The sequence below is a fragment of the Nonomuraea sp. NPDC048881 genome (assembly GCF_040649795.1).
Lineage (GTDB): Bacteria > Actinomycetota > Actinomycetes > Streptosporangiales > Streptosporangiaceae > Nonomuraea.
This window is the reverse complement of the sequence record NZ_JBEZGC010000004.1, coordinates 144,678-163,017: the sequence shown is the minus strand read 5'-3', so window position 1 is coordinate 163,017 and position 18,340 is coordinate 144,678. Positions and strand designations below refer to the sequence as shown.

The following is an 18,340-nucleotide window of genomic DNA, read 5'->3' as shown; positions in this document are numbered from 1 at the left end:
CAGAGCCTAGATCTCCGCGAGGTGCGCCACGTTGGCCACGTCGGCCGGATCGGTGCTGGGCCGCCCGCCGAACCAGGCGTCGAGGATCTCGCCGAGCACGACGTCGGAGGTCAGGCGGAGGCTGAGGGCCAGCACGTTGGCGTCGTTCCACCTGCGCGCCCCGTCGGCGGTGTAGGCGTCGGCGCAGAGCGCGGCCCGCACGCCGGGCACCTTGTTGGCCGCGATGGAGGCGCCCGTGCCCGTCCAGCAGCAGACCACCGCCTGGTCGGCCCGGCCCTCCGCGACGTCTCTGGCGGCCAGCTCGCAGGCCCACGCCCAGTCGTCGCGCTCGCCGTCGTCGAGTGCGCCGTGGGTCAGCACCTCGTGACCCCGCCCGCGCAGCTCGGCCACGATGCGCCCGGCCACCCCGTCGTTGCTGTCCGCCGCCACCGAAATCCGCATGGGCCCATCTCTACCAGCAATGTGGTGACGGGTGCGGGGATCGAACCCGCCTGGAGCGGCTTATGAAACCGCCGGGCACACCAGCGCCCCCACCCGCCTGGAACGGGCCGGGGACCGCCGATCTCAACGGCGGGAGCCCCCGGACGGGTGCGGCATGCGCATTCGCCGGATGACGAGCCGGATGACCAGCCGGATGACCATGGGCACGAGCATGCCGCCCGCGCCCCCGGCCCCGCAACGCGATTTCTCAGGTGTACCGGGCGCGCATGCGCTCGCAGAAGTCGTCCGACAGCTTGGTCATCAGCCTGGACAGCTCGGCCCGCTCGGCCTCCGGCCAGTCGGACAGCACCTCCTCGAACCACTCGGTGGTGACCCGGCGGCACCTGCTCGCCACCTCGGCCCCCTCCTCGGTGAGCGCGATGCGCCAGGCCCGCCGGTCGTCGGGGTCGCGTACGCGCTCGACCAGCCCGCGCTGCTCAAGAGCCGCGACGTGCCTGGTCACGTGCGGGCTCTCGACCTGCAGCCCCTCGGCGATCATGCCGATCCTGCGGGGCTCGCCCGCGTCGAGCAGGTAGACGATGATCTGCACGTCGGGCCGGTCGAGCCGGATGCCGGCCGCCTCGGTGAGCCATTCGTGGGTCTTGGCGCGGTTGAGCGTGACGACCAGCCGCCGGAAGGCCGACACCGTCCTGTTGAGATCTTCGCCCATCTGTTTGCTTACCTAACTTACGTATGTATCATCGTTGCTCGGTTACTTACCTAAGTTATCTAAAGGAGCCGACATGGCGACAGCCGTCGTACCCGCGGCGCGTGAGACGTCGATGCGCAATCCCTGGCCCACGGTGGTCTCCCTGGCGTTCGCGGCCTCCATCGCCGCCCTCCAGAACACCGCGGTGGTCCCGTTGCTTCCCGTGCTGCAGCGGGAGCTGCACGCCTCGCTCTCGGCCGTGAGCTGGACGCTCACCATCAGCCTCCTGGTCGCCGCGGTCTCCACGCCGCTGCTGTCGCGCTTCGGCGACATGTACGGCCGGCGCCCGATGATCCTCGGCGCGCTGGGCCTGCTGGTGGTGGGTTCGGTCATGGCGGCGATGGCCACGTCGCTGACCTGGTTGATCGTCGCCCGGATCCTGCAAGGGGCGGTGTCCGCGCTGGTCCCGTTGTCGATCGGGGTGGTCCGCGACCTGCTGCCCAGGCAGCAGCTGGCGACCGGCATCGGCGTGCTGAGCGCGACGATGGGGTTCGGCAGCGGCGGCGGCATGATCCTGGCCGGGCTGGCCGCCGGTGACTACCACCTGGTGTTCTGGATCACCGGCGGGATCTCGCTCGTTGCCGTCGTGATCCTGGCCTTCCTCGTGCGGGACGTGGCGCCGGCCGGTAAGGGCCGTCCCGACCTCGCCGGGGCCGCGCTGCTGACCGCCTGGCTGGTCGCGCTGCTGCTGGCGATCAGCGAGGGCGGCTCGTGGGGCTGGACGTCGCCCGGCGTGCTCGGCCTGTTCGCCGCGGCCGCCGTGCTGGCCGTGGTGTGGGTGCTGGTCGAGCGCAGGGTGGCCGAGCCGCTGGTCGAGATGTCGATGCTGGTGCACAGGGGCACGATCGGCGCGACGGTCTCCTCGATGCTGCTCGGGTTCTCGTTCTTCACGATGCTGACCGGCATGTCGCAGTTCGCCCAGGTTCCGAAGGCGACCGGCTTCGGCTTCGGCGCCTCCACCCTCCAGGTCGGGCTGTTCCTGCTGCCGAGCACCCTGTTCATGCTGGTCATCTCGCTGTTCGCGGGGCGGATCATGCGCCGGTTCGCCGCCTCGTTCATGGTGGCGACGGGCGCCGGCGTGACCGGGCTCGCGGGGGCGTGGCTGGCGTTCGAGCACGGCAGCCCGGCCACCCTGTACGTGGCCTCGTCCCTCATGGGCATCGGCCTCGGCATCGGCTACGCCGCACTGGGCACGATGGCCGTCGAGCACGTCGAGCCGTCCAGGACCGCGCTGGCCGCGGGGGTCAACGCCCTGGTGCGCATCGTCGGGGGCAGCGTGGCGGGCGCGGCCATCGCCGCGATCCTGGCCGCGCGCCCCGGCGTCCTGGGCTTCCAGTGGGTGTTCGGCACCGCCGCGGTGGCCGGGCTGGTCGCGGCGGTGTTCGCCACCGTCTACGGAATGCTGAACAGCCGGGCCGTCACAGCGCCTTCAGCCCACTGATCACTTCCAGCAGCACCTTGGCGTCCGGCGCGGGGGGCGGCAGCTCGACCTGGACGAGCTGCCGCGCGTGCAGGTCGCCGACCAGCACCCGGACCACGCCGATGGGCAGGTTCAGCTCGGCGGCCACGTCCACCAGCCGGGTCGGCTTGGTGCACTTCTGCATGATGATCAGGTGCTCGGGCCCGAGCCCCACCGGAGGCGTCAGCCCGCCGGCGGTGACGATGACCGCGATGAGGTCGATGGCCTCGCTCGCGGGCACCGTACGGCCCCTGGTCAGCAGGTAGGCCGGGACGATCGGACCGGCGTCCTCGTCCAGCCAGCGCTCGTCACTCACTTGGCACCACCCGCATCACAGGACGGGCGGGCTCCTTCACGTCGGCCTCCGGTTCCGGATCGGCGACGTGCTCAGCCGGGATCAACACGATCGCGGTGGTCCCTCCATATGGTGAACCGCGTAGCGTCACGCGGATGTCATGCCTGGCGGCCAGGCGCGAGACGACGAAAAGCCCCAGCTTGTCGCTGTCGGCCAGGTCGAACTCGGGTGGGCTGGCCAGCCGCTCGTTGAGTTCGGCCAGCTCCTGGGCGCTCAGCCCGAGCCCGCGGTCCTCGACCTCGAAGGCGAAGCCGCGGGCGGTCTCCTCACCGCGCACGATGACCTGCGTGTGCGGCGGCGAGTAGACGGTCGCGTTCTCGATGAGCTCGGCGACCAGGTGGATCACGTCGCCGACCACCGGACCGGCCAGGCGCTGGCCGGACATCGGCTCGACGGTCACCCGGCGGTAGTCCTCCACCTCGGCCGTCGCGCCGCGGGCCACGTCGAGCAGCGGCACCGGCTTGCTCCAGCCGCGGCCCGGGGTGGCGCCCGACAGGATGATCAGGCCCTCGGCGTGGCGGCGCATGCGGGTGGTCAGGTGGTCGAGGCGGAACAGGTCGTCCAGGGCCTCGGGGTCGGTGGCGCGGTGCTGCATGTCCTCCAGCTGGATGCGCTGGCGGTGCAGCAGGGCCTGCGAACGCCTGGCGAGGTTGCGGAAGACGTGCCCGACGCCCTCGCTGAGCTGCGCCTGGCCGATCGCGGCCTCGACGGCGGTCTGCTGGACGGTGGAGAAGGCCTGGCCGACGTCGCCGATCTCGACCGTGCTGGTGGCCACCGACAACTCCGGCATCTCCACCCTCTCGCCCTTGCGCAGCTTGGCCACCACGTGCGGCAGCCGCTCCTGGGCCACCTCCAGCGCGGCGAGCCGGAGCGCGCCCAGCTCCTTCGACAGCCGGTTGCCCATCCGGATGGAGAACACGATCGACACGATGACCAGCAGGAAACACGTCCCGGCCAGGATGAACGCCCGCGACAGCACCTGGTCGGCCACGGGGTCGGCGCGCGCGTTGAGCAGCGTGCTGGCCCGCATGAGCGACTCCGCGTACGTCTTGGAGATCGACTCGGTGGTGCTCAGCCAGCCGCGCGGCGGCACGGCGCCGGCGATGATCCGGTCCTCCATCAGCCGCATGCGCTGGTAGACGGGGGAGGTGACGAGGGAGACCTGGGTGTCGCGCAGGCTCGGGTCCAGCTCGCCGAGGCCCTGGTCGATGAGGAAGCGCCGGTTGCCGACGATCTGGGTGAACTGCCGGCGTTCCGACGGCGTGACCGGGCCGAGCGCGATGGCCTGCTCCCTGGTCAGCAGCTCCTTGGCGTAGCCCAGCTCGATGATCACGCGGGACTGCTCGTAGATCGGGATGTCGTCGATGAGCGCGACGCGCCGGTGCAGGCCGTAGAGGGAGTCGATCACGGTGTTGTACGCCTCGCCGGCGAGCAGACGGTCGGACAGGCCGTCGTCGATCTCACCCCGGATCGCGTCGAGCCTGCCGAGCTGCGTGTACACCGCGTCCACCTGCGTACGGATCTCTTCCGATCGGTCCTTGGAGTTGCTGGAGAGCCTTCTGAACTCGTCCCTGGCGGCGTCGGTGCGGGTGCGCTGGTCGGCCACGTCCTTCTGGGAGGCGGCCCGGCGCAGCAGCTTGGCCGAGGAGAGACGCTCGTGCTGGAGCTCGCTGATCAACTTGTACGCCGGATGGCGGAGGTTCGTCCAGAGTGTCTTGTACTGACGCAGCTCCAGGCTCTCGCCGGCGGTGACGGCGGTGATCACGCCCCACAACACGACCATGGAGGTCAGAGGCACGAGTAGTAGTCCGATGATCTTCATGCGGATCGTCCGGCTACGACCCATGGCACCTCACTCCGGTCGGTCCCCTGCTGGCAACCCCGGACGGGACAAGCCCAGAGGATAGCAATTCGATCACCAAATTGCCCAATTTTTCGGGACTTTTGGACATGTGTCCGTGATCTTGCAGTAGGTTTCCCCCAAATCGGTTACAGAGGGAGATGCGTTGCGCCGTCGTCTCGCAGCGGCCGCCGCGCTGGCGCTTCTGTCGGCCTGTTCCGGGCCCACGGAGGTCCCCCGGCCCCCCGCCGCCGAGTCGGTCTTCGTGTACGCGCAGAACCTGGACGTCATCTCCGACTGGGACCCCGCGAGCTCCTACTCCAACGAGCTCATCGCCTTCCAGAACGTCTACGAGACCCTGACCCTCTGGAACCCCTTCACCAAGAAGTCGGCCCCCCGCCTGGCCACCTCCTGGCGCTCGACGCCCGACGGCCGCACCTGGACGTTCACGCTGCGCCAGGGAGCGACCTTCCACACCGGCCGGCCGGTGGACGCCGCGGCGGTCAAGGCGTCGATCGAGCGCACGATGAAGACCGGCGCGGGCGCGTCCTACATCTGGGACGCCGTCTCCTCCGTCAAGGCCGAGGACCCGAACACGGTCACCTTCGCCCTGAAGTACGCCGTGCCGCTCGACCTGGTGGCCTCCTCCGGGTACGCGGCCTACATCTACGACACGCAGGCGGCGCCCGACCTGCGCTCATGGCTCGGCGCGGGCAGGGACGCCGGGTCGGGGCCGTACACGGTGGCGGCCTGGCATCCGGGCCAGGAGGAGGAGCTGACGCTCAAGGCGTACCCCAAGTACTGGGGCGGATGGGACAAGCCGCACTACAGCACGGTCAAGTACCGCGTCGTGCCCGACCCCGACCGCGCGTGGCGGATGCTGGCCCGCGGCGAGGTGAGCTTCGTGGACCGGCTCAGCCCCCGGCTGTTCGCCAGGGCCGCGGTCACGCCCGGGGTGCGCACCAGCGAGCGGGACTCGTACCAGACGGCCATGCTGCTGTTCAACACCGCGAGCGGCCCGATGAAGGACGTGCGGGTGCGCCGCGCGGTGCAGCAGGCCGTCGACTACCGCGGCCTGGTCAGGGCGCTCAGGGGCGCGGTCGCGCCGGCCAGCGGCATCGTCCCTGAGGGGCTGACCGGCCACGTCGCCGGGCGCGCGCCCCGGCAGGACCTGGCGGGCGCGGCGGCCCTGCTGGGCCGCGCCGGGTACGGACCCGCGGGCCGGCCGCTGCGGCTGCGGCTCACCTACGCGCAGGGCGACCACGACCAACGGCTGCTGGCCACCAGCCTGGCGGCGGAGCTGAAGCCGCTGAACGTCACGCTCGACGCCCGCGCCATGCCCTGGAACGCCCAGTGGCAGCAGGGCAGGAAACGCGGCCAGGACATCTTCGTCATGTACTGGTGGCCCGACTACGCCGACGGCTACTCGTGGTTCGGCAACGTCTTCCGCGCCGGCGACCCGCCGGTGTTCAACCTGGCCTACCTGCGCGACAGGACCCTGGACGAGCTGCTCGAAGGGCTGCCCGAGCTGAGCGTGACCGACAAGGAGGCCGCGCAGGCGGCGTACGAGCAGGCCACCGGACGCGTGCTCGACGTGCGGGCCGCCGCGGCGCTGCCCTGGGTGGTGCGGTACCAGCGGGCCTACCTGGGCGGCGTCCAGGGGTACGACGACAACCCGGCCTACCCCGACGTGGTCTTCGCCTACGAGCTGCGCCCGTCCGGCTGAGCCGACTCCGACGCCGCCTCGACGCGCGCACGCAGCCGCGTCCTGATCTCCTCGGGCGTGTACGCCCGCCGCCTGCGTTCGGCGCGCGCGATCACCACCCCCGTGGCCGCGACCCCCGCGATTCCCGCCAGACCGAGCATCTTCCACCAGCGCATGTGCCTAGGCTAGCGATGTGCTGACTCTCGACGAGGCCGTCAAGGTGACCAGGACCGGCGATCTGTGGATCTTCCGCGGCAGGTCCGTGCCCGACCGGGCCATCCAGACGATGACCAACAGCCCGGTCAACCATGTGGGCATGGCGATCGTGATCGAGGACCTGCCGCCCATGATGTGGCACGCCGAGCTGGGCAAGTCGCTGCTCGACCTGTGGGCGGGCACCCACCAGCGCGGCGTCCAGCTGCACGACCTGCGCGACGCGGTCACCGTCTGGGCCGACCGTTACGGCCAGCGTCCCTGGCTGCGCCAGCTCGAACCGCAGGCCACCCCCGAGATGGAGGACGCCGCCCTGCGCGTGGTCGCCCGGCTCGACGGCACCCCGTTCCCGTCCACCGCCCGGCTGGCCGCCCGCTGGGCCAGGGGCCGGGTGCCGCGGCGGGCCAGGAAGGAGGCCACGCTGGAGAGCGCGTACTGCGCGGAGGTCGTGGCCGTCACCTACGAGGAGATGGGCCTGCTGCCCGGCGGCCGGCGTCCCAACTGGTACGACCCGGGCAGGTTCTGGAGCGGCGACGACCTGGAGCTGCTGGCCGGCCGCCGCCTCGGCCGCGAGATCACCGTGGGAGTGCCGCGTACGCGGGCCTGACCCCGGCCAGCGGGATCGTCGCCACGACGAGCGCGGCCACCAGCACGAACCCCAGCCGGTAGCCGGTGTGCCCGAGCACCAGCCCGAACCCGGTCGCGCCCACGCCCATCCCGGCGTCGTAGGCCAGGTTCCACAGGGCGCTGACGCGGGCCGGCTCGCCGCGCTGGAGCATCACCGTCAGCGTCGCGTTCTGCAGCACCCCGAACCCCGCCCCGAACAGCGCCATCCCGGCCACGACCACAACGGGAGCGGCCGTCCACGCCTGCAGCGCGGTGCCCGCGGCGGCGGCGAGCAGGCCCGGCACGAGCAGCCTGGCCGGTCCGTGGCGGTCGCCGAACCGGCCCGCCCACCAGCGGGCCGCCGGCGTGGCGAGCGACTGGGCGAGCAGGGCCGCCGAGGCCAGTCCCGGCGAGCCCGCCAGCGGCAGGAACGTCACCAGCACGCCGACGGAGAGCGTGACCGAGGCGAAGACCAGCATCGGCGCGGCCAGCCCGCCCGTCCGCCCGCCCGCGCCGGTCGTGACGGGCCGGCCAGCGGGCAGGCCGGTCACCGCCACGAGCCCGGCCAGGGGCAGCAGCCCGGCGACCACGAGGACGGGCGCGAACCCGAGCACGTCGGCCGCCCACAGGCCCAGCGGCAGGCCGGCGACCGAGGGCACGCCGACGGCCAGGCCGTACAGGCCGAGCCCTTCGCCGCGGCGCTCGGCGGGCACCAGGTCGGCGGTGAGCGCGGTGCCGGCGACCACGAGCACGCCCAGGCCCGCGCCGCGCAGCAGGGACACGGCCAGCACCACGGGCAGCTCCGCCGACAGCGGCAGCAGCAGGGCGGGCAGGCCGAGCAGGACCAGGCCGAGCGCCATCGCCGCCCGGTAGCCGTGCCGCGACAGCAGCCAGGGGACGGCCAGCTCGGCGAGCACCGTGGACAGCATCATCGCGCCGGTGGCCAGGCCCGCGCCGGACGCGCCGGAACCGCCGGTCGCCGCGTACAGGGGGACGGTGGAGAACAGCAGGAAGAAACCGAGCATCCCGGTCACCGAGGCGGCCATCATCAGGCTTAACGAACGCGTCATCACGCCTTCGACGATGACAAATCCCGTTACGGGCGGGATCGGGCATGATGCGTAGCCGCCTCTTCATAATGAGGGGTGTGTTCGTGGGACGTGAGGCCGAACTGGGCCGGCTGGCCGCCGCGTGGGCCCGTACCCCGAGTGCGGTGCTGGTCGTGGGCGAGGCGGGGATCGGCAAGTCCAGGCTGGTCGCGCGGTTCGCCGGTGACGTGGACGCGCTGGTGGCCGAGGGCGGGGCCGATCCGGGCGGGCCGGCGTACGGGCCGTTCGTGCCCGTGCTGCGCCGCCTGGTCAGGGAGTACGGCGCCGGGCTCGTGCCGGGCGGCGGTCGCAAGGGGCTGGCCTGCCTGCTGCCCGAGCTGGGGGAGCTGGACGACACGCCCGACCTGGGCCGGGCCCGGCTGTTCGAGGAGGTGCTGCTGCTGGTCGAGCGGGCCGCCGAGCGCCGTCCGCTGGTGATCGTGCTGGAGGATCTGCACTGGGCCGACCAGGCCGCCCGCGACCTGCTGGCGTACCTGCTGCGCAACCTGACGCGGCCGGGCGCGATGGTCGTCGCGACCTCGCGCGAGCCGCTGCGGCTGCCCGGCGCCGAGGTGGTCAGGGTGCCGCCGCTCGGCCGCGCCGAGGTGGCCCGCCTGCTCGGCCGCGACGACGTCGACGCGATCGTGGCGCGCAGCGAGGGCAACCCGCTGTTCGCCGAGGCGCTGGCCGAGGCGGGCGACACGACTCCGGCCTCGCTGCGCGAGCTGCTGCTCGCCGGGGCCGAGAAGCTGCCGGGGCCCGGTCTCGACGTGCTGCGGATCGCCGCCGTGGCCGGGCGCAGGACGCCCCACGAGGTGCTGCGCAAGATCGCCGGGCTCGACGACCTCGCGCTCGACGAGGCGCTGCGGCCGGTCGTCCGGGCCCGGCTGCTGCTCGTGGACGGCGACGCCTACGTCTTCCGGCACGCGCTCATCCGCGAGGCCGTCTACGACGACCTGCTGCCCGGCGAACGCCGCCGCCTGCACGCCCGCTGCGCCCCCGCCCAGCCCGAGCTGGCCGCCGACCACTGGCACGCGGCCGGCGACGGGCCGCGCGCCTTCGAGGCCGCCTGGCGGGCCCGCAGATGGGACCTGGTGCTGGAGCTGTGGGCGCACGCGGACGGCCAGGACCACGCCCAGGTGCTGGAGGACGCCGCCAGGGACGCCCTGCGCGCCGGCGACGCCCACCGCGCCGACGACCTGGCCGGCCGGGCGCTCGCCGAGGTCGCCGACCCGCTGCGCGCGGCCCACCTGCTGGAGCTGCGCGTCGCCATCCGCGACCTGCACGGCGAGGAGGGCCTGGACGACCTGCGCGAGGCCGTCCGGCTGGCCCCCCGAGAGTCCAGGCTGCTCGGCGCCCTGGCCTGCACGCTGGCCTGGCACGGCCAGGACGACGAGGCCCGCGCCCGCGCCGAGGAGGCGTACGCGCTGGGCGACGCCAGGTCCCTGGTCACCCTGGCCGCGCTCGCCGCGCTCGACGACGACCTCGCCACCGCCTCCGCCCTGTACGCCCGCGCCCGGATCAGCGCGCCCGACGACGACACGCTGCTCGTCTCCTACGCCGGCGAGGCCGACGCGCTGGAGGCCGCCGGCGAGCACGCCAGGGCCGAGGCGGTCGCGCGGCGCGGCATCGCCGAGGCCGCCCGGCTGGGCCTGGCCCGCTCGCGCGGCGCCCACCTGGCCGCCAACCTGGCCGAGCCGCTCGCCTCGCTGGGCCGCTGGGCGGAGGCCCGCGAGGTCGCCGCCCCCGCGCTCGCGCTCGACCCGCCGCCGATCTACCGCGCCTGGATCCTGCTCGTCCTCGGCACGGTCGCGGTGCAGGAGGGCTCGCTGTCGGCGGCCGGCGCGCTGCTCGCGCAGGCCAGGCCGCTCATGCGCGGGCGTTCCCGCGGCTACGACTCCTGCCTGGAGCCCGACCTGCTCGAATGCCGCCTGGCCGAGGCCGGGGGAGACCTGGACCGGGCGCGCCGGCTGGTCGACCACGTGCTGGCGGAGCACGACCTGAGCCGCAGCCGCCGCTACGCCTGGCCGCTGCTGGCCCTCGCGGCCCGCATCGGACGGGTGCGCGCCGCGCCCCCGGGCCTGCCCACCGTCGGACGGCTGCAGGAGGCGTACCGGGCCACGTTCGAGGCCGAGCTCGGCGGCTCGTGGGCGGACGCGGTGGCCGCCTGGCGGTCGGTGGGGCAGCCGTACGGGCTGGGGCGGGCGCTGGTCGGCGCGGCCGAGCGGGACCCGGCGCGGGCCCGCGAGCCGCTGCGCGAGGCCCTGGCCATCGCCGCCGCGCTCGGCGCGGAGCCGCTGCGGCGGCAGGCGGAGGCGGCGGCGGCCACCGCCCGGGTGACGCTGTCGGCGACGCCGGGGCTGTCGGCCCGCGAGCTGGAGGTGCTCGGCCTGGTCGCCGAGGGCCTGAGCAACCGGCAGATCGCCGAGCGGCTGTTCATCTCGGCCAGGACCTCCGGCGTGCACGTGTCGAACATCATGGCCAAGCTCGGCGCCGCCTCCCGCGTGGAGGCCGCCGCCCTCGCCCGCCGGACCGGCCTGATATGAACTCCGGCATGACCACCGTGAACGTCGCCCTCATCGGCGTGGGCAACTGCGTGTCGTCCCTCGTGCAGGGCGTCGAGTACTACCGCGACGGCCAGGCGCCCGGCCTGCTCAACCCCGTGTGCGCCGGATACGCCGTCTCCGACGTGCGGTTCACCGCCGCCTTCGACGTCGGCCGGGCCAAGCTCGGCCTGGACCTGTCGCAGGCGATCTGGGCGCGGCCGAACAACTCCCGCCGCTTCGCCGACGTGCCCTGCCTGGACGTGCCGGTGCGCGAGGGCATCCTGGCCGACGGCGTGGGCGAGGGCTCGGCCGAGCTGGTCGAGCCGAGCGGCGCCGCGACCGTCGCCGACGTGGCCGCGCACCTGCGCGAGACCGGCTCCCAGGTCGTGGTGAACTTCCTGCCCACCGGCGCCCAGCGCGCCGCCGAGCGGTACGCCGAGGCCGCGATCGAGGCCGGCTGCGCGTTCGTCAACTGCATGCCCGCCGTGCTCGCCCGCTCCGAACGCTGGCGCGACCGCTTCGCCGCGGCCGGGCTGCCGCTGCTCGGCGACGACCTGAAGAGCTCCTTCGGCGCCACGCTCGTGCACCGGGCGCTGGTCGACGCCCTCACCGCGAGCGGGGTGCGGCTGCGCGACGGCCACCAGCTCCTGGCCGGGGGCAACATGGACTTCGTCAACCTCCAGGACCCGGCCAGGATGGCCGGCAAGCGGGCCACCAAGGCGTCCGGCGCCGGCACCTCCACCCACGTCGGCGCCCAATACCTGCCCTTCCTCGACGACCGCAAGATCGCCTTCATCCGGCTGGAGGGCGAGGGGTTCGGCGGCTCCCCGCTGGAGGTCGAGCTGCGCATGGTGGTGGAGGACTCGCCGAGCGCGGCGGGAAACGTCCTCGACGCCGTGCGCCAGGCCAAGGCCGCGCTCGACGCGGGCGCGGGCGGCTTCCTGCGGGACGTCTCGGCCGCCCTCATGAAGGCGGTCTGACCACGGACGACGGGACCGGCCGTGGCAGGCTAGGAGGATGCGCCTGGCGACCTGGAACGTGAACTCGGTCAAGGCACGGCTGCCGCGCCTGCTCGACTGGCTGGCCGCGACCGAGCCCGACATCGTCTGCCTGCAGGAGACGAAGTGTCCCGCCGAGTCGTTCCCCGTGGCGGAGGTGGGCGAGCTCGGCTACGCCGCCGCCGCCCACGGCGACGGCCGGTGGAACGGCGTCGCCGTGTTGTCGAGGGTGGGGCTGGAGGAGGTGACGCCGAGCTTCCCCGGCGAACCGGGCTTCGCCGAGCTCGACGGGGTGGGCGCCGCCCGTCCCGAGGCCCGCGCGCTCGGCGCGACCTGCGGCGGCCTGCGGGTCTGGTCCCTGTACGCGCCGAACGGCCGCGCGGTCGACTCGCCGCACTACGCCTACAAGCTGGAGTGGTTCGCCGCGCTGCGGGACGCGCTGGCCGAGGAGGCCGGCTCGCCGCTGGTGGCCTGCGGGGACTACAACGTGGCGCCGACCGACGCCGACGTCTGGGATCCCGCGCTGTTCGCCGGCTCCACGCACGTCACCCCCGCCGAACGCCGCGCGCTCGCCGAGCTGCTCGACCTCGGCCTGCGCGACGTGGTGCCGACGCCGATGAAGGGGCCGCACCCGTACACGTACTGGGACTACCGGGCCGGGATGTTCCACCAGAACAAGGGCATGCGGATCGACCTGGTCTACGCCAGCGCCGACGTCGCGGAACGGGTGCGGGGGGCGTACGTCGACCGCGAGGCGCGCAAGGGGAAAGGCCCCTCGGATCACGCTCCCATCGTGGTGGATCTCGACCCGATAAATTAATCAACAAACAGCTGCCAGACGAGTATCGTGAGTAACCAAATGTGCGGGGGCACGCTTCTTCTTCAAGACCGAAAAAGGGGGCCGTGTCGTGGAACCTGCCGATGGTCGTGTCATCCTGTTCGTCCTCATCGGGCTGGCCCTGTTCGCGCTCGGACGCCGCTTCCAGAACATGATCATGCTCAGGCAGGTCTGGAAGCAGACGCAGCGGCAGGTGACGGTGCGGCGGGAGACCGCGCACCACGCGGTGAAGGGTCTGGTCGCCGTCACCGCCGTCGCCGCATTCGTCATCTGGCTGGCGATCAATCTCAATCGGATAATGAGTTAACCGCCATTTAGCTGATTACCGCGATTATCCGGAATGGCGGCGGCGCAGGCCCCATGCGGTGAGCACGGCCAGCCCCGCCGCCGCCAGTCCGACCGCGCGGGTGAGCCGGGCGGCGCGCCGGATGTCCTTGACGTCCGGCTTGGGGCCGTCGCCCATCGTGGGGCGGTGCTCCGTCCTGCCGCCGTACACGTTCGTGCCGCCGAGGGTGACGCCGAGCGCGCCGGCGAAGGCGGCCTCGCACCTGCCCGCGTTCGGGCTGGGGTGGCGGTGGCCGTCCCGTCGCAGCATCCGCAGCGCCCGGACGGGGTCGTCGGCCAGCGCCGCCGTCAGCAGTCCCGTCACGCGTGCCGGTACGTAGTTCGCCACGTCGTCGAGCCGGGCCGCGGCCCAGCCGAACCGTTCGTAGCGGGGGGAGTGGTGGCCGATCATGGCGTCCAGCGTGTTGACCGCCCGGTAGGCCAGCAGCCCCGGCACGCCCGCCACCGCGCCCCAGAACAGGGGGGCGACCACGGCGTCGGAGGTGTTCTCCGCCAGCGACTCCACCGTCGCCCTGGCCAGCTCCGGCGCCTCCAGCCTCGCGGGGTCGCGGCCGCACAGGTGGGGCAGCCTGGCCCGGGCCCGCCGGAGATCGTCCTGCTCCAGGGCCTCGGCCATGTGCACGCCTTCGCGGGTGAGTGTCGTGCCGCCGAGCACGGCCCACGTGGCGAACGCCGTCACCGCCGTGCGGACGGCCCGGTCGCCGCTCCTCTGGGCCAGCACGCCCAGGGCAGCCGCGCCCCCGACGCAGATCCCGACATGGACCACCCCGCGCCACCTCGTGTCGCCGTACGACGACTCCTCCAGCTTCGCCGCCGCCCGTCCGAACAGGGCGACGGGGTGGGCCGAGCTGCGCGGATCACCGAGAACCCGGTCGAGTGCGACACCGAGCGCGAGACCTAGCGGGTCATACCAAATGGGCATGAAGCTCATCTTCGTGCACATCCAGCCACGCTGCCGCCCGGCGGATGCGTTCCCCGGCGCCGCCCGTCCACATCTTGGCCCAGTTCCCGCCGGCCCGGGCGCGGGTGCGCATGACGTCGTAGGAGCGGTGGAAGCGGAGCCTGGACAGTTCCAGCAGCCGCCGGCGTTCGCGGGGCGCGAGGCCGTAGGCGTCGCAGAACAGGCGGATCCTGGCCCCGACGTCGGCGTCGCGCTGGAGGGGGTGGCGGTCGACCGGGTCGGCGATCGGGGCCCAGTGGCGGAGGGTGGTGACGATGTCGAACAGCCGGGTGGTGGGCCGGGCGAGGTCGAAGTCGATCAGCGCGACGGGGGTGGCCGCGGCGGTGGCGGTGGCGGTGTCGTGGCGGAAGATCACGTTGTCCGGTGTCAGGTCGCAATGTCCGATGACCTCCGGCGCGCGGTCGTCGTTCGACCCGCCTTCCCATCCGCCGGCGTCGAGCGGGAACCCGGCGGTCGCGTCGTGGAACTCCCTGACCAGTCGCGCCAGGTCGACCAGAAACGCGTCCGTCGAACCGGCCCGGCACAACCCGCTCCGCCCAGGGACGTACGTGAGGATCTCGCGCCCTAAGCCGTCCGTTCCCAGGACCCGCGGCGCACCCCCGAACCCGGCTGCCTCAAGGTGTCTGAGCAGGGCGTGCACGGCGGGCGTGGCCGGACCGACCGGCCTGCGCACCGTGTCACCGACGCGCACCACCCCGTCTGTCACGTCCCCGCCCTGCAGGGGAATCTCATGCAGGAGCGTCGCGACCATGCCACAACAGCTTAGCCCCATTTGCCCCACGGCCGCCTGCCCTTTACCCCGCCCCCTCCCTCCCCGTTCTGCTCCTCTTCCTCCTGCGAGCCTGTCCCGAACCTGTGCCCTTTCGTGAACCTGGGCTGTGTCGTGAGCCTGTCCTCGAGGTCGCCGGGTCTCTCCAATTCCGCGGCCGAGTGTCGTACCGCTCCCGCCCTCCAGCCACCCCCTAGCCTGAGGAACCGTGCCCATCCTGCTCTCCTTGGCGGCCTTCCTCATGACGCTGCTGGGCGGGCTGGTCGCCGACCGCGTCAAGAACAACCGCCACCTCGTGCTCGGCGCCGCCGCGGGCGTGATGCTCGGCGTGGTGGCCTTCGACCTCCTCCCCGAAGCCCTCACCCGGGACGCCGTCGACGTGCTCGGCGTCCCGCTCCCGATGCTCATGTTCGCCCTGGCGTTCCTCGGCATCCACATCGTCGAACGCTCCATGGGCATGCACGACGCGCACGAAGGCGACTACGCCGCCCACCGCCACGCCCGAGCCGGCGTAGGCGTCACGGCGGGATCCGCCCTGGTCGTCCACAGCCTCCTGGACGGCGCCGCCATCGGGGCCTCCTACCAGACGGACGCCTCGCTCGCCGTCGCCGTGGCCATCGGCGTCATCGCCCACGACTTCACCGACGGCTTCAACACGTACACAATCACGTCGCTGTACGGAAACGCCCGCCGCCGCGCCCTCACCCTCCTGGCCCTGGACGCCCTCGCCCCCGTGATCGGCGCCACCCTGACCTTCCTCATCGCCATCCCGGCCCACGTCCTGACCGCCTACCTGGGCCTTTTCGCCGGATTCCTCCTCTACCTGGCCATCTCCGACATCCTCCCGGAGGCCCACACAACCAGACGCGCCACCGGCTGGACCCTGGCCGCCACGGTCACGGGAACCTTGTTCATGTGGCTGGTGATCGCCCTGTCGGCCTGACACGACCAGAACGTGTGCGTGACAAGTCGCCGGATCATGCACAATAAGGCAGGAGCGCCCTTAGCTCAGCTGGATAGAGCACCGGACTTCTAATCCGACGGTCGCAGGTTCGAATCCTGCAGGGCGCGCTTTGATCACGGCCTGACCTGCGGCTATGCGGGATCGGATGCGTTCTAGAATTTTCGTCTAGCGGTTGCGTGCTCCGTGCGTGCTCGGTTGCACCAACCCTGCACACATCATGATCATCCGCCATCCCGGGCCGGCTCGGCAAGAGCAGCGGCCCCGCCTCGCCGCGAGCAGGCGGCGAACGCGGGGCCGGATGCTTAATCCGACTGTCAGCTCCTCAACGAGACCACTCTCCCGGTCTCGGCTTGGTCTTCCTTGCCGAACAGCAGGGCCGCGGTCTTCTCGGCCGCCGCGGTGGCCACCTGCGGGTAGACGGAGGTGTAGGTGTCGGCGGTGAACGCACTGGAGGTGTGTCCCAGTGTCTCCTGCACCACCTTCATCTCCACCCCGGCCGCCAGCATCAGCGAGGCCGCACCATGCCGCAGGTCGTGCAGTCGGATGGGTGGCAGGCCGGCCAGGTAGGCCAGCCACAGGAACTGGTCGGAGACGTGCTGGGGGTGCAGGCGGTTGCCGTCGGGCTGGGTGAACACGAACCCGGTGTCGATCCACGCCTCGCCCATGGCCAGGCGTTCCTGCAGTTGCTGCTGCCGGTGGGCGCGCAGCACTTGGACGGTGTCGGTGTCCAGGGCGATGGTGCGTACCGAGGCGTCGGTCTTCGGTGTGCCTTCGTGGACCTGCCAGGCCAGCTGTACCAGCTGCCAGTTCACCGTCAGGCTGTGGCCGTTGAGATCGACCTCCTTCCACCGCAGCCCGCATGCCTCGCCGCGGCGTAGCCCGCGCAGCGCGATCAGCTGATACAGGGCGAATAGCCGGTGGGCTCGGGCTTCTTCGAGGAACAGGCGGGTCTGGGCGGGTGTCCAGACCATGACGGGGGAGGGGCGGGGCACGCTGGTGTAGGCGTCGATGGGATCGACGCGCCGTCCGCCCCGGCGCTGCTTCTCCGCCCGCCGGTAGGCGGAGAAGTTCTCCTGCCAGGCGCGGACCCGGTCCTCGGTCCACACCAGTGGCTTGGGCCGGACGTGGGCGGGCATCTCCAGCACGGCGGCGGGGTTGAAGTCGATCAGCCGGTCCTGGCGCATCGCCATGTTGAGCGCGTGGCGGAGGGTGGCACGGATGCGGTGCATGGTGGCGATGCTGATCGGCCGCCGGAACTTGACGCTCTCACGCATCTGCGGGTCGGGGTCGGTGCGGCGTTCGGTGATGGTGTCGTTGAACTCCTCGATCTGCTCGAACATCAACGCGATGTCGCTGACCTTGAGCTGATCCAACCGCAACCGCCCCAGGTACGGGGTGAGGTAGAGGCGGATGTGGCTTTCGTAGGAGCGGCGGGTGGTCTCCTCGATCCGCCGCTTACGGTGCAGGAACTCGGTCAGCCACTGCTCAACAGTGATCTCCTGGGTCAGATGCTGCCCGGTCTTGATCTTGCGACGGACCGTCTCCAGCGTCGGGAGCGTGTCGGTCTCGGCCAGTGTCCGCTTGATCAGGTCGGCGATCTGGGTACGGGTGGCGGGCTCGCGCGGATCGGCCAGCGTCAGCAGGTCACGCACCTGGCCGAGTTCAGCTTCGGCGGCGTCTTGGGAGGCGAACCCGCCGCGGCGCAGCGGTCCGCGCCGCTTGCCGTCCGCTGTTGGCGGGAGTTCGATCTGGTAGTTCCAGATGCCGTGCCGGTAGCTCCACCCACCACCGGGACGGCGCAGCTTGGGGCATCTCTGCCCGAGCGCCTTGCCATCATCATCGCGACACGAGCAGCGCTTGAACGTACGTCCCTCAGCCATCGTCTGTCCGGTCTCCTTCTCCTTGAGGGCTGTTCGATCGAGCCGACATCGTGGTGAGCAGGACCAAGGGGCGGCGCTCGCACAGCGCTGCTACCAGACCGCAGGGCGAATCCAGGTAGTTCTGGCTTCGAGCGCTCACCCCGGTGCGGCCCTGTCGACCGCGGTCGGAGCTAGCTGGATGGGGGCGCGGCACACCCGGTCCGCCGTGTGGCGTAGTCCGGGGCATGTCGTGGCCATCCGGTCCGGCACGTGCCGTCGGCATGATCACGCGAGCACGCCCGTGAGGATCGCCGCACCGCGTTCAGGACCGTGTCGGACAGGGCGTATCGACGCCCACCTGGATGGCAACGGTCAAGCCGAATCCGACGGGCACTGCCGACCCGGGACGCTGCCGGTCTCCGCCTTGCCGCGCGTCCATCTGGCTGCACATCGCCTCTCACGGGCGTCGCAGAGGAGGGCCTGCTCTGGTGTGCAAGCGCGCCCTCGTCCGCATGCGGAGACAAGGCGGACGTGTACCCGCGACCGGCTCGGAATGGCCGCTCACCCGGTGGTAACGAGTTTCATCGGGCAGCCGTCGGGCGCCG

The 18,340-nt window shown here is 72.1% G+C and carries 17 protein-coding genes and 2 tRNA genes; 9 read left to right on the top strand and 10 right to left on the bottom strand.

Annotation, left to right across the window (positions count from 1 at the left end):
• Positions 1–6: 6 nt before the first annotated feature.
• The 3 genes from AB0C33_RS15805 to AB0C33_RS15795 form a co-directional block, all read right to left on the bottom strand.
• Positions 7–441, bottom strand: coding sequence for an RpiB/LacA/LacB family sugar-phosphate isomerase (locus AB0C33_RS15805; protein ID WP_357978224.1), 435 nt, complete (start codon positions 439–441; stop codon positions 7–9).
• A 22-nt stretch (positions 442–463) separates the two neighbouring features.
• A tRNA-Met gene (locus AB0C33_RS15800) sits at positions 464–539 on the bottom strand.
• A 149-nt stretch (positions 540–688) separates the two neighbouring features.
• Positions 689–1,150, bottom strand: coding sequence for a MarR family transcriptional regulator (locus AB0C33_RS15795; protein WP_352328725.1), 462 nt, complete (start codon positions 1,148–1,150; stop codon positions 689–691).
• Positions 1,151–1,223: 73 nt separating this feature from the next.
• Here AB0C33_RS15795 and AB0C33_RS15790 point away from each other — a divergent pair, with 73 nt between their 5' ends.
• Complete coding sequence (locus tag AB0C33_RS15790) at positions 1,224–2,630, top strand: MFS transporter (RefSeq protein WP_358287907.1); 1,407 nt, start codon at positions 1,224–1,226, stop codon at positions 2,628–2,630.
• Here the strand turns inward: AB0C33_RS15790 and AB0C33_RS15785 are convergent.
• The gene (locus tag AB0C33_RS15785; RefSeq protein WP_352328721.1) at positions 2,608–2,964 is read right to left on the bottom strand and encodes a DUF742 domain-containing protein; all 357 of its coding nucleotides are present in this window, start codon (positions 2,962–2,964) and stop codon (positions 2,608–2,610) included. The two genes, AB0C33_RS15790 and AB0C33_RS15785, sit on opposite strands and share 23 nt — an antisense overlap.
• Positions 2,957–4,801 (bottom strand): nitrate- and nitrite sensing domain-containing protein, encoded by a 1,845-nt coding sequence (locus AB0C33_RS15780; protein ID WP_358287904.1) that lies wholly within the window; start codon positions 4,799–4,801, stop codon positions 2,957–2,959. The genes AB0C33_RS15785 and AB0C33_RS15780 overlap by 8 nt, the downstream gene beginning before the upstream one ends.
• A gap of 208 nt (positions 4,802–5,009) precedes the next feature.
• Here AB0C33_RS15780 and AB0C33_RS15775 point away from each other — a divergent pair, with 208 nt between their 5' ends.
• Positions 5,010–6,569: an ABC transporter substrate-binding protein gene (locus AB0C33_RS15775; RefSeq protein WP_358287901.1), complete on the top strand. Its 1,560-nt coding sequence runs from the start codon at positions 5,010–5,012 to the stop codon at positions 6,567–6,569.
• Here the strand turns inward: AB0C33_RS15775 and AB0C33_RS15770 are convergent.
• Entirely contained in the window at positions 6,545–6,724 is a 180-nt protein-coding gene (locus AB0C33_RS15770) for a hypothetical protein (RefSeq protein ID WP_358289084.1), read from the bottom strand. The two genes, AB0C33_RS15775 and AB0C33_RS15770, sit on opposite strands and share 25 nt — an antisense overlap.
• 20 nt (positions 6,725–6,744) lie before the next feature.
• Here AB0C33_RS15770 and AB0C33_RS15765 point away from each other — a divergent pair, with 20 nt between their 5' ends.
• On the top strand, positions 6,745–7,368 hold the full coding sequence (locus AB0C33_RS15765; protein ID WP_358289060.1) for a hypothetical protein: 624 nt from the start codon (positions 6,745–6,747) through the stop codon (positions 7,366–7,368).
• Here AB0C33_RS15765 and AB0C33_RS15760 read toward each other — a convergent pair.
• Positions 7,337–8,437, bottom strand: a complete 1,101-nt coding sequence (locus AB0C33_RS15760; protein WP_358287898.1) for an MFS transporter — start codon at positions 8,435–8,437, stop codon at positions 7,337–7,339. The two genes, AB0C33_RS15765 and AB0C33_RS15760, sit on opposite strands and share 32 nt — an antisense overlap.
• 77 nt (positions 8,438–8,514) lie before the next feature.
• Between AB0C33_RS15760 and AB0C33_RS15755 the strand changes: the two genes are divergently transcribed.
• The 4 genes from AB0C33_RS15755 to AB0C33_RS15740 all read left to right on the top strand — a co-directional run bounded on the left by AB0C33_RS15755 (position 8,515) and on the right by AB0C33_RS15740 (position 13,144).
• The gene (locus AB0C33_RS15755; RefSeq protein WP_358287896.1) at positions 8,515–11,001 is read left to right on the top strand and encodes an AAA family ATPase; all 2,487 of its coding nucleotides are present in this window, start codon (positions 8,515–8,517) and stop codon (positions 10,999–11,001) included.
• An 8-nt stretch (positions 11,002–11,009) separates the two neighbouring features.
• Positions 11,010–11,981 carry an inositol-3-phosphate synthase gene (locus tag AB0C33_RS15750; RefSeq protein WP_358287893.1) on the top strand — a complete coding sequence of 324 codons (972 nt, stop codon included), beginning with the start codon at positions 11,010–11,012 and terminating at the stop codon, positions 11,979–11,981.
• Positions 11,982–12,018: 37 nt separating this feature from the next.
• On the top strand, positions 12,019–12,819 hold the full coding sequence (locus tag AB0C33_RS15745) for an exodeoxyribonuclease III (protein WP_358287891.1): 801 nt from the start codon (positions 12,019–12,021) through the stop codon (positions 12,817–12,819).
• 88 nt (positions 12,820–12,907) lie between these two features.
• A complete protein-coding gene (locus AB0C33_RS15740; RefSeq protein ID WP_357978197.1) occupies positions 12,908–13,144 on the top strand; it encodes a hypothetical protein in 237 nt (78 codons plus the stop codon).
• A 24-nt stretch (positions 13,145–13,168) separates the two neighbouring features.
• Here AB0C33_RS15740 and AB0C33_RS15735 read toward each other — a convergent pair whose 3' ends face one another.
• Together AB0C33_RS15735 and AB0C33_RS15730 are read right to left on the bottom strand one after the other, a co-directional pair.
• Positions 13,169–14,104 (bottom strand): cobalamin biosynthesis protein, encoded by a 936-nt coding sequence (locus AB0C33_RS15735; protein WP_358287889.1) that lies wholly within the window; start codon positions 14,102–14,104, stop codon positions 13,169–13,171.
• The gene (locus tag AB0C33_RS15730; protein ID WP_358287886.1) at positions 14,088–14,849 is read right to left on the bottom strand and encodes a phosphotransferase; all 762 of its coding nucleotides are present in this window, start codon (positions 14,847–14,849) and stop codon (positions 14,088–14,090) included. The genes AB0C33_RS15735 and AB0C33_RS15730 overlap by 17 nt, the downstream gene beginning before the upstream one ends.
• Positions 14,850–15,120: 271 nt before the next feature.
• Between AB0C33_RS15730 and AB0C33_RS15725 the strand changes: the two genes are divergently transcribed.
• The gene (locus tag AB0C33_RS15725; protein WP_358287884.1) at positions 15,121–15,855 is read left to right on the top strand and encodes a ZIP family metal transporter; all 735 of its coding nucleotides are present in this window, start codon (positions 15,121–15,123) and stop codon (positions 15,853–15,855) included.
• 54 nt (positions 15,856–15,909) lie between these two features.
• Positions 15,910–15,983 (top strand) — tRNA-Arg (locus AB0C33_RS15720).
• A gap of 207 nt (positions 15,984–16,190) precedes the next feature.
• Here AB0C33_RS15720 and AB0C33_RS15715 read toward each other — a convergent pair.
• Positions 16,191–17,756 carry a tyrosine-type recombinase/integrase gene (locus AB0C33_RS15715; RefSeq protein ID WP_358287882.1) on the bottom strand — a complete coding sequence of 522 codons (1,566 nt, stop codon included), beginning with the start codon at positions 17,754–17,756 and terminating at the stop codon, positions 16,191–16,193.
• Between the last annotated feature and the right edge of the window lie 584 nt (positions 17,757–18,340).

What these genes read in the sequence shown, in the direction of transcription:
- AB0C33_RS15805 (WP_357978224.1), bottom strand. Translation starts at nt 441, where the DNA reads ATGCGGATTTCGGTGGCGGCGGACAGCAACGACGGGGTGGCCGGGCGC.
- AB0C33_RS15795 (WP_352328725.1), bottom strand. Translation starts at nt 1,150, where the DNA reads ATGGGCGAAGATCTCAACAGGACGGTGTCGGCCTTCCGGCGGCTGGTC.
- AB0C33_RS15790 (WP_358287907.1), top strand. Translation starts at nt 1,224, where the DNA reads ATGGCGACAGCCGTCGTACCCGCGGCGCGTGAGACGTCGATGCGCAAT.
- AB0C33_RS15770 (WP_358289084.1), bottom strand. Translation starts at nt 6,724, where the DNA reads ATGCGCTGGTGGAAGATGCTCGGTCTGGCGGGAATCGCGGGGGTCGCG.
- AB0C33_RS15760 (WP_358287898.1), bottom strand. Translation starts at nt 8,437, where the DNA reads ATGACGCGTTCGTTAAGCCTGATGATGGCCGCCTCGGTGACCGGGATG.
- AB0C33_RS15750 (WP_358287893.1), top strand. Translation starts at nt 11,010, where the DNA reads ATGACCACCGTGAACGTCGCCCTCATCGGCGTGGGCAACTGCGTGTCG.
- AB0C33_RS15745 (WP_358287891.1), top strand. Translation starts at nt 12,019, where the DNA reads ATGCGCCTGGCGACCTGGAACGTGAACTCGGTCAAGGCACGGCTGCCG.
- AB0C33_RS15735 (WP_358287889.1), bottom strand. Translation starts at nt 14,104, where the DNA reads ATGCCCATTTGGTATGACCCGCTAGGTCTCGCGCTCGGTGTCGCACTC.
- AB0C33_RS15715 (WP_358287882.1), bottom strand. Translation starts at nt 17,756, where the DNA reads ATGGCTGAGGGACGTACGTTCAAGCGCTGCTCGTGTCGCGATGATGAT.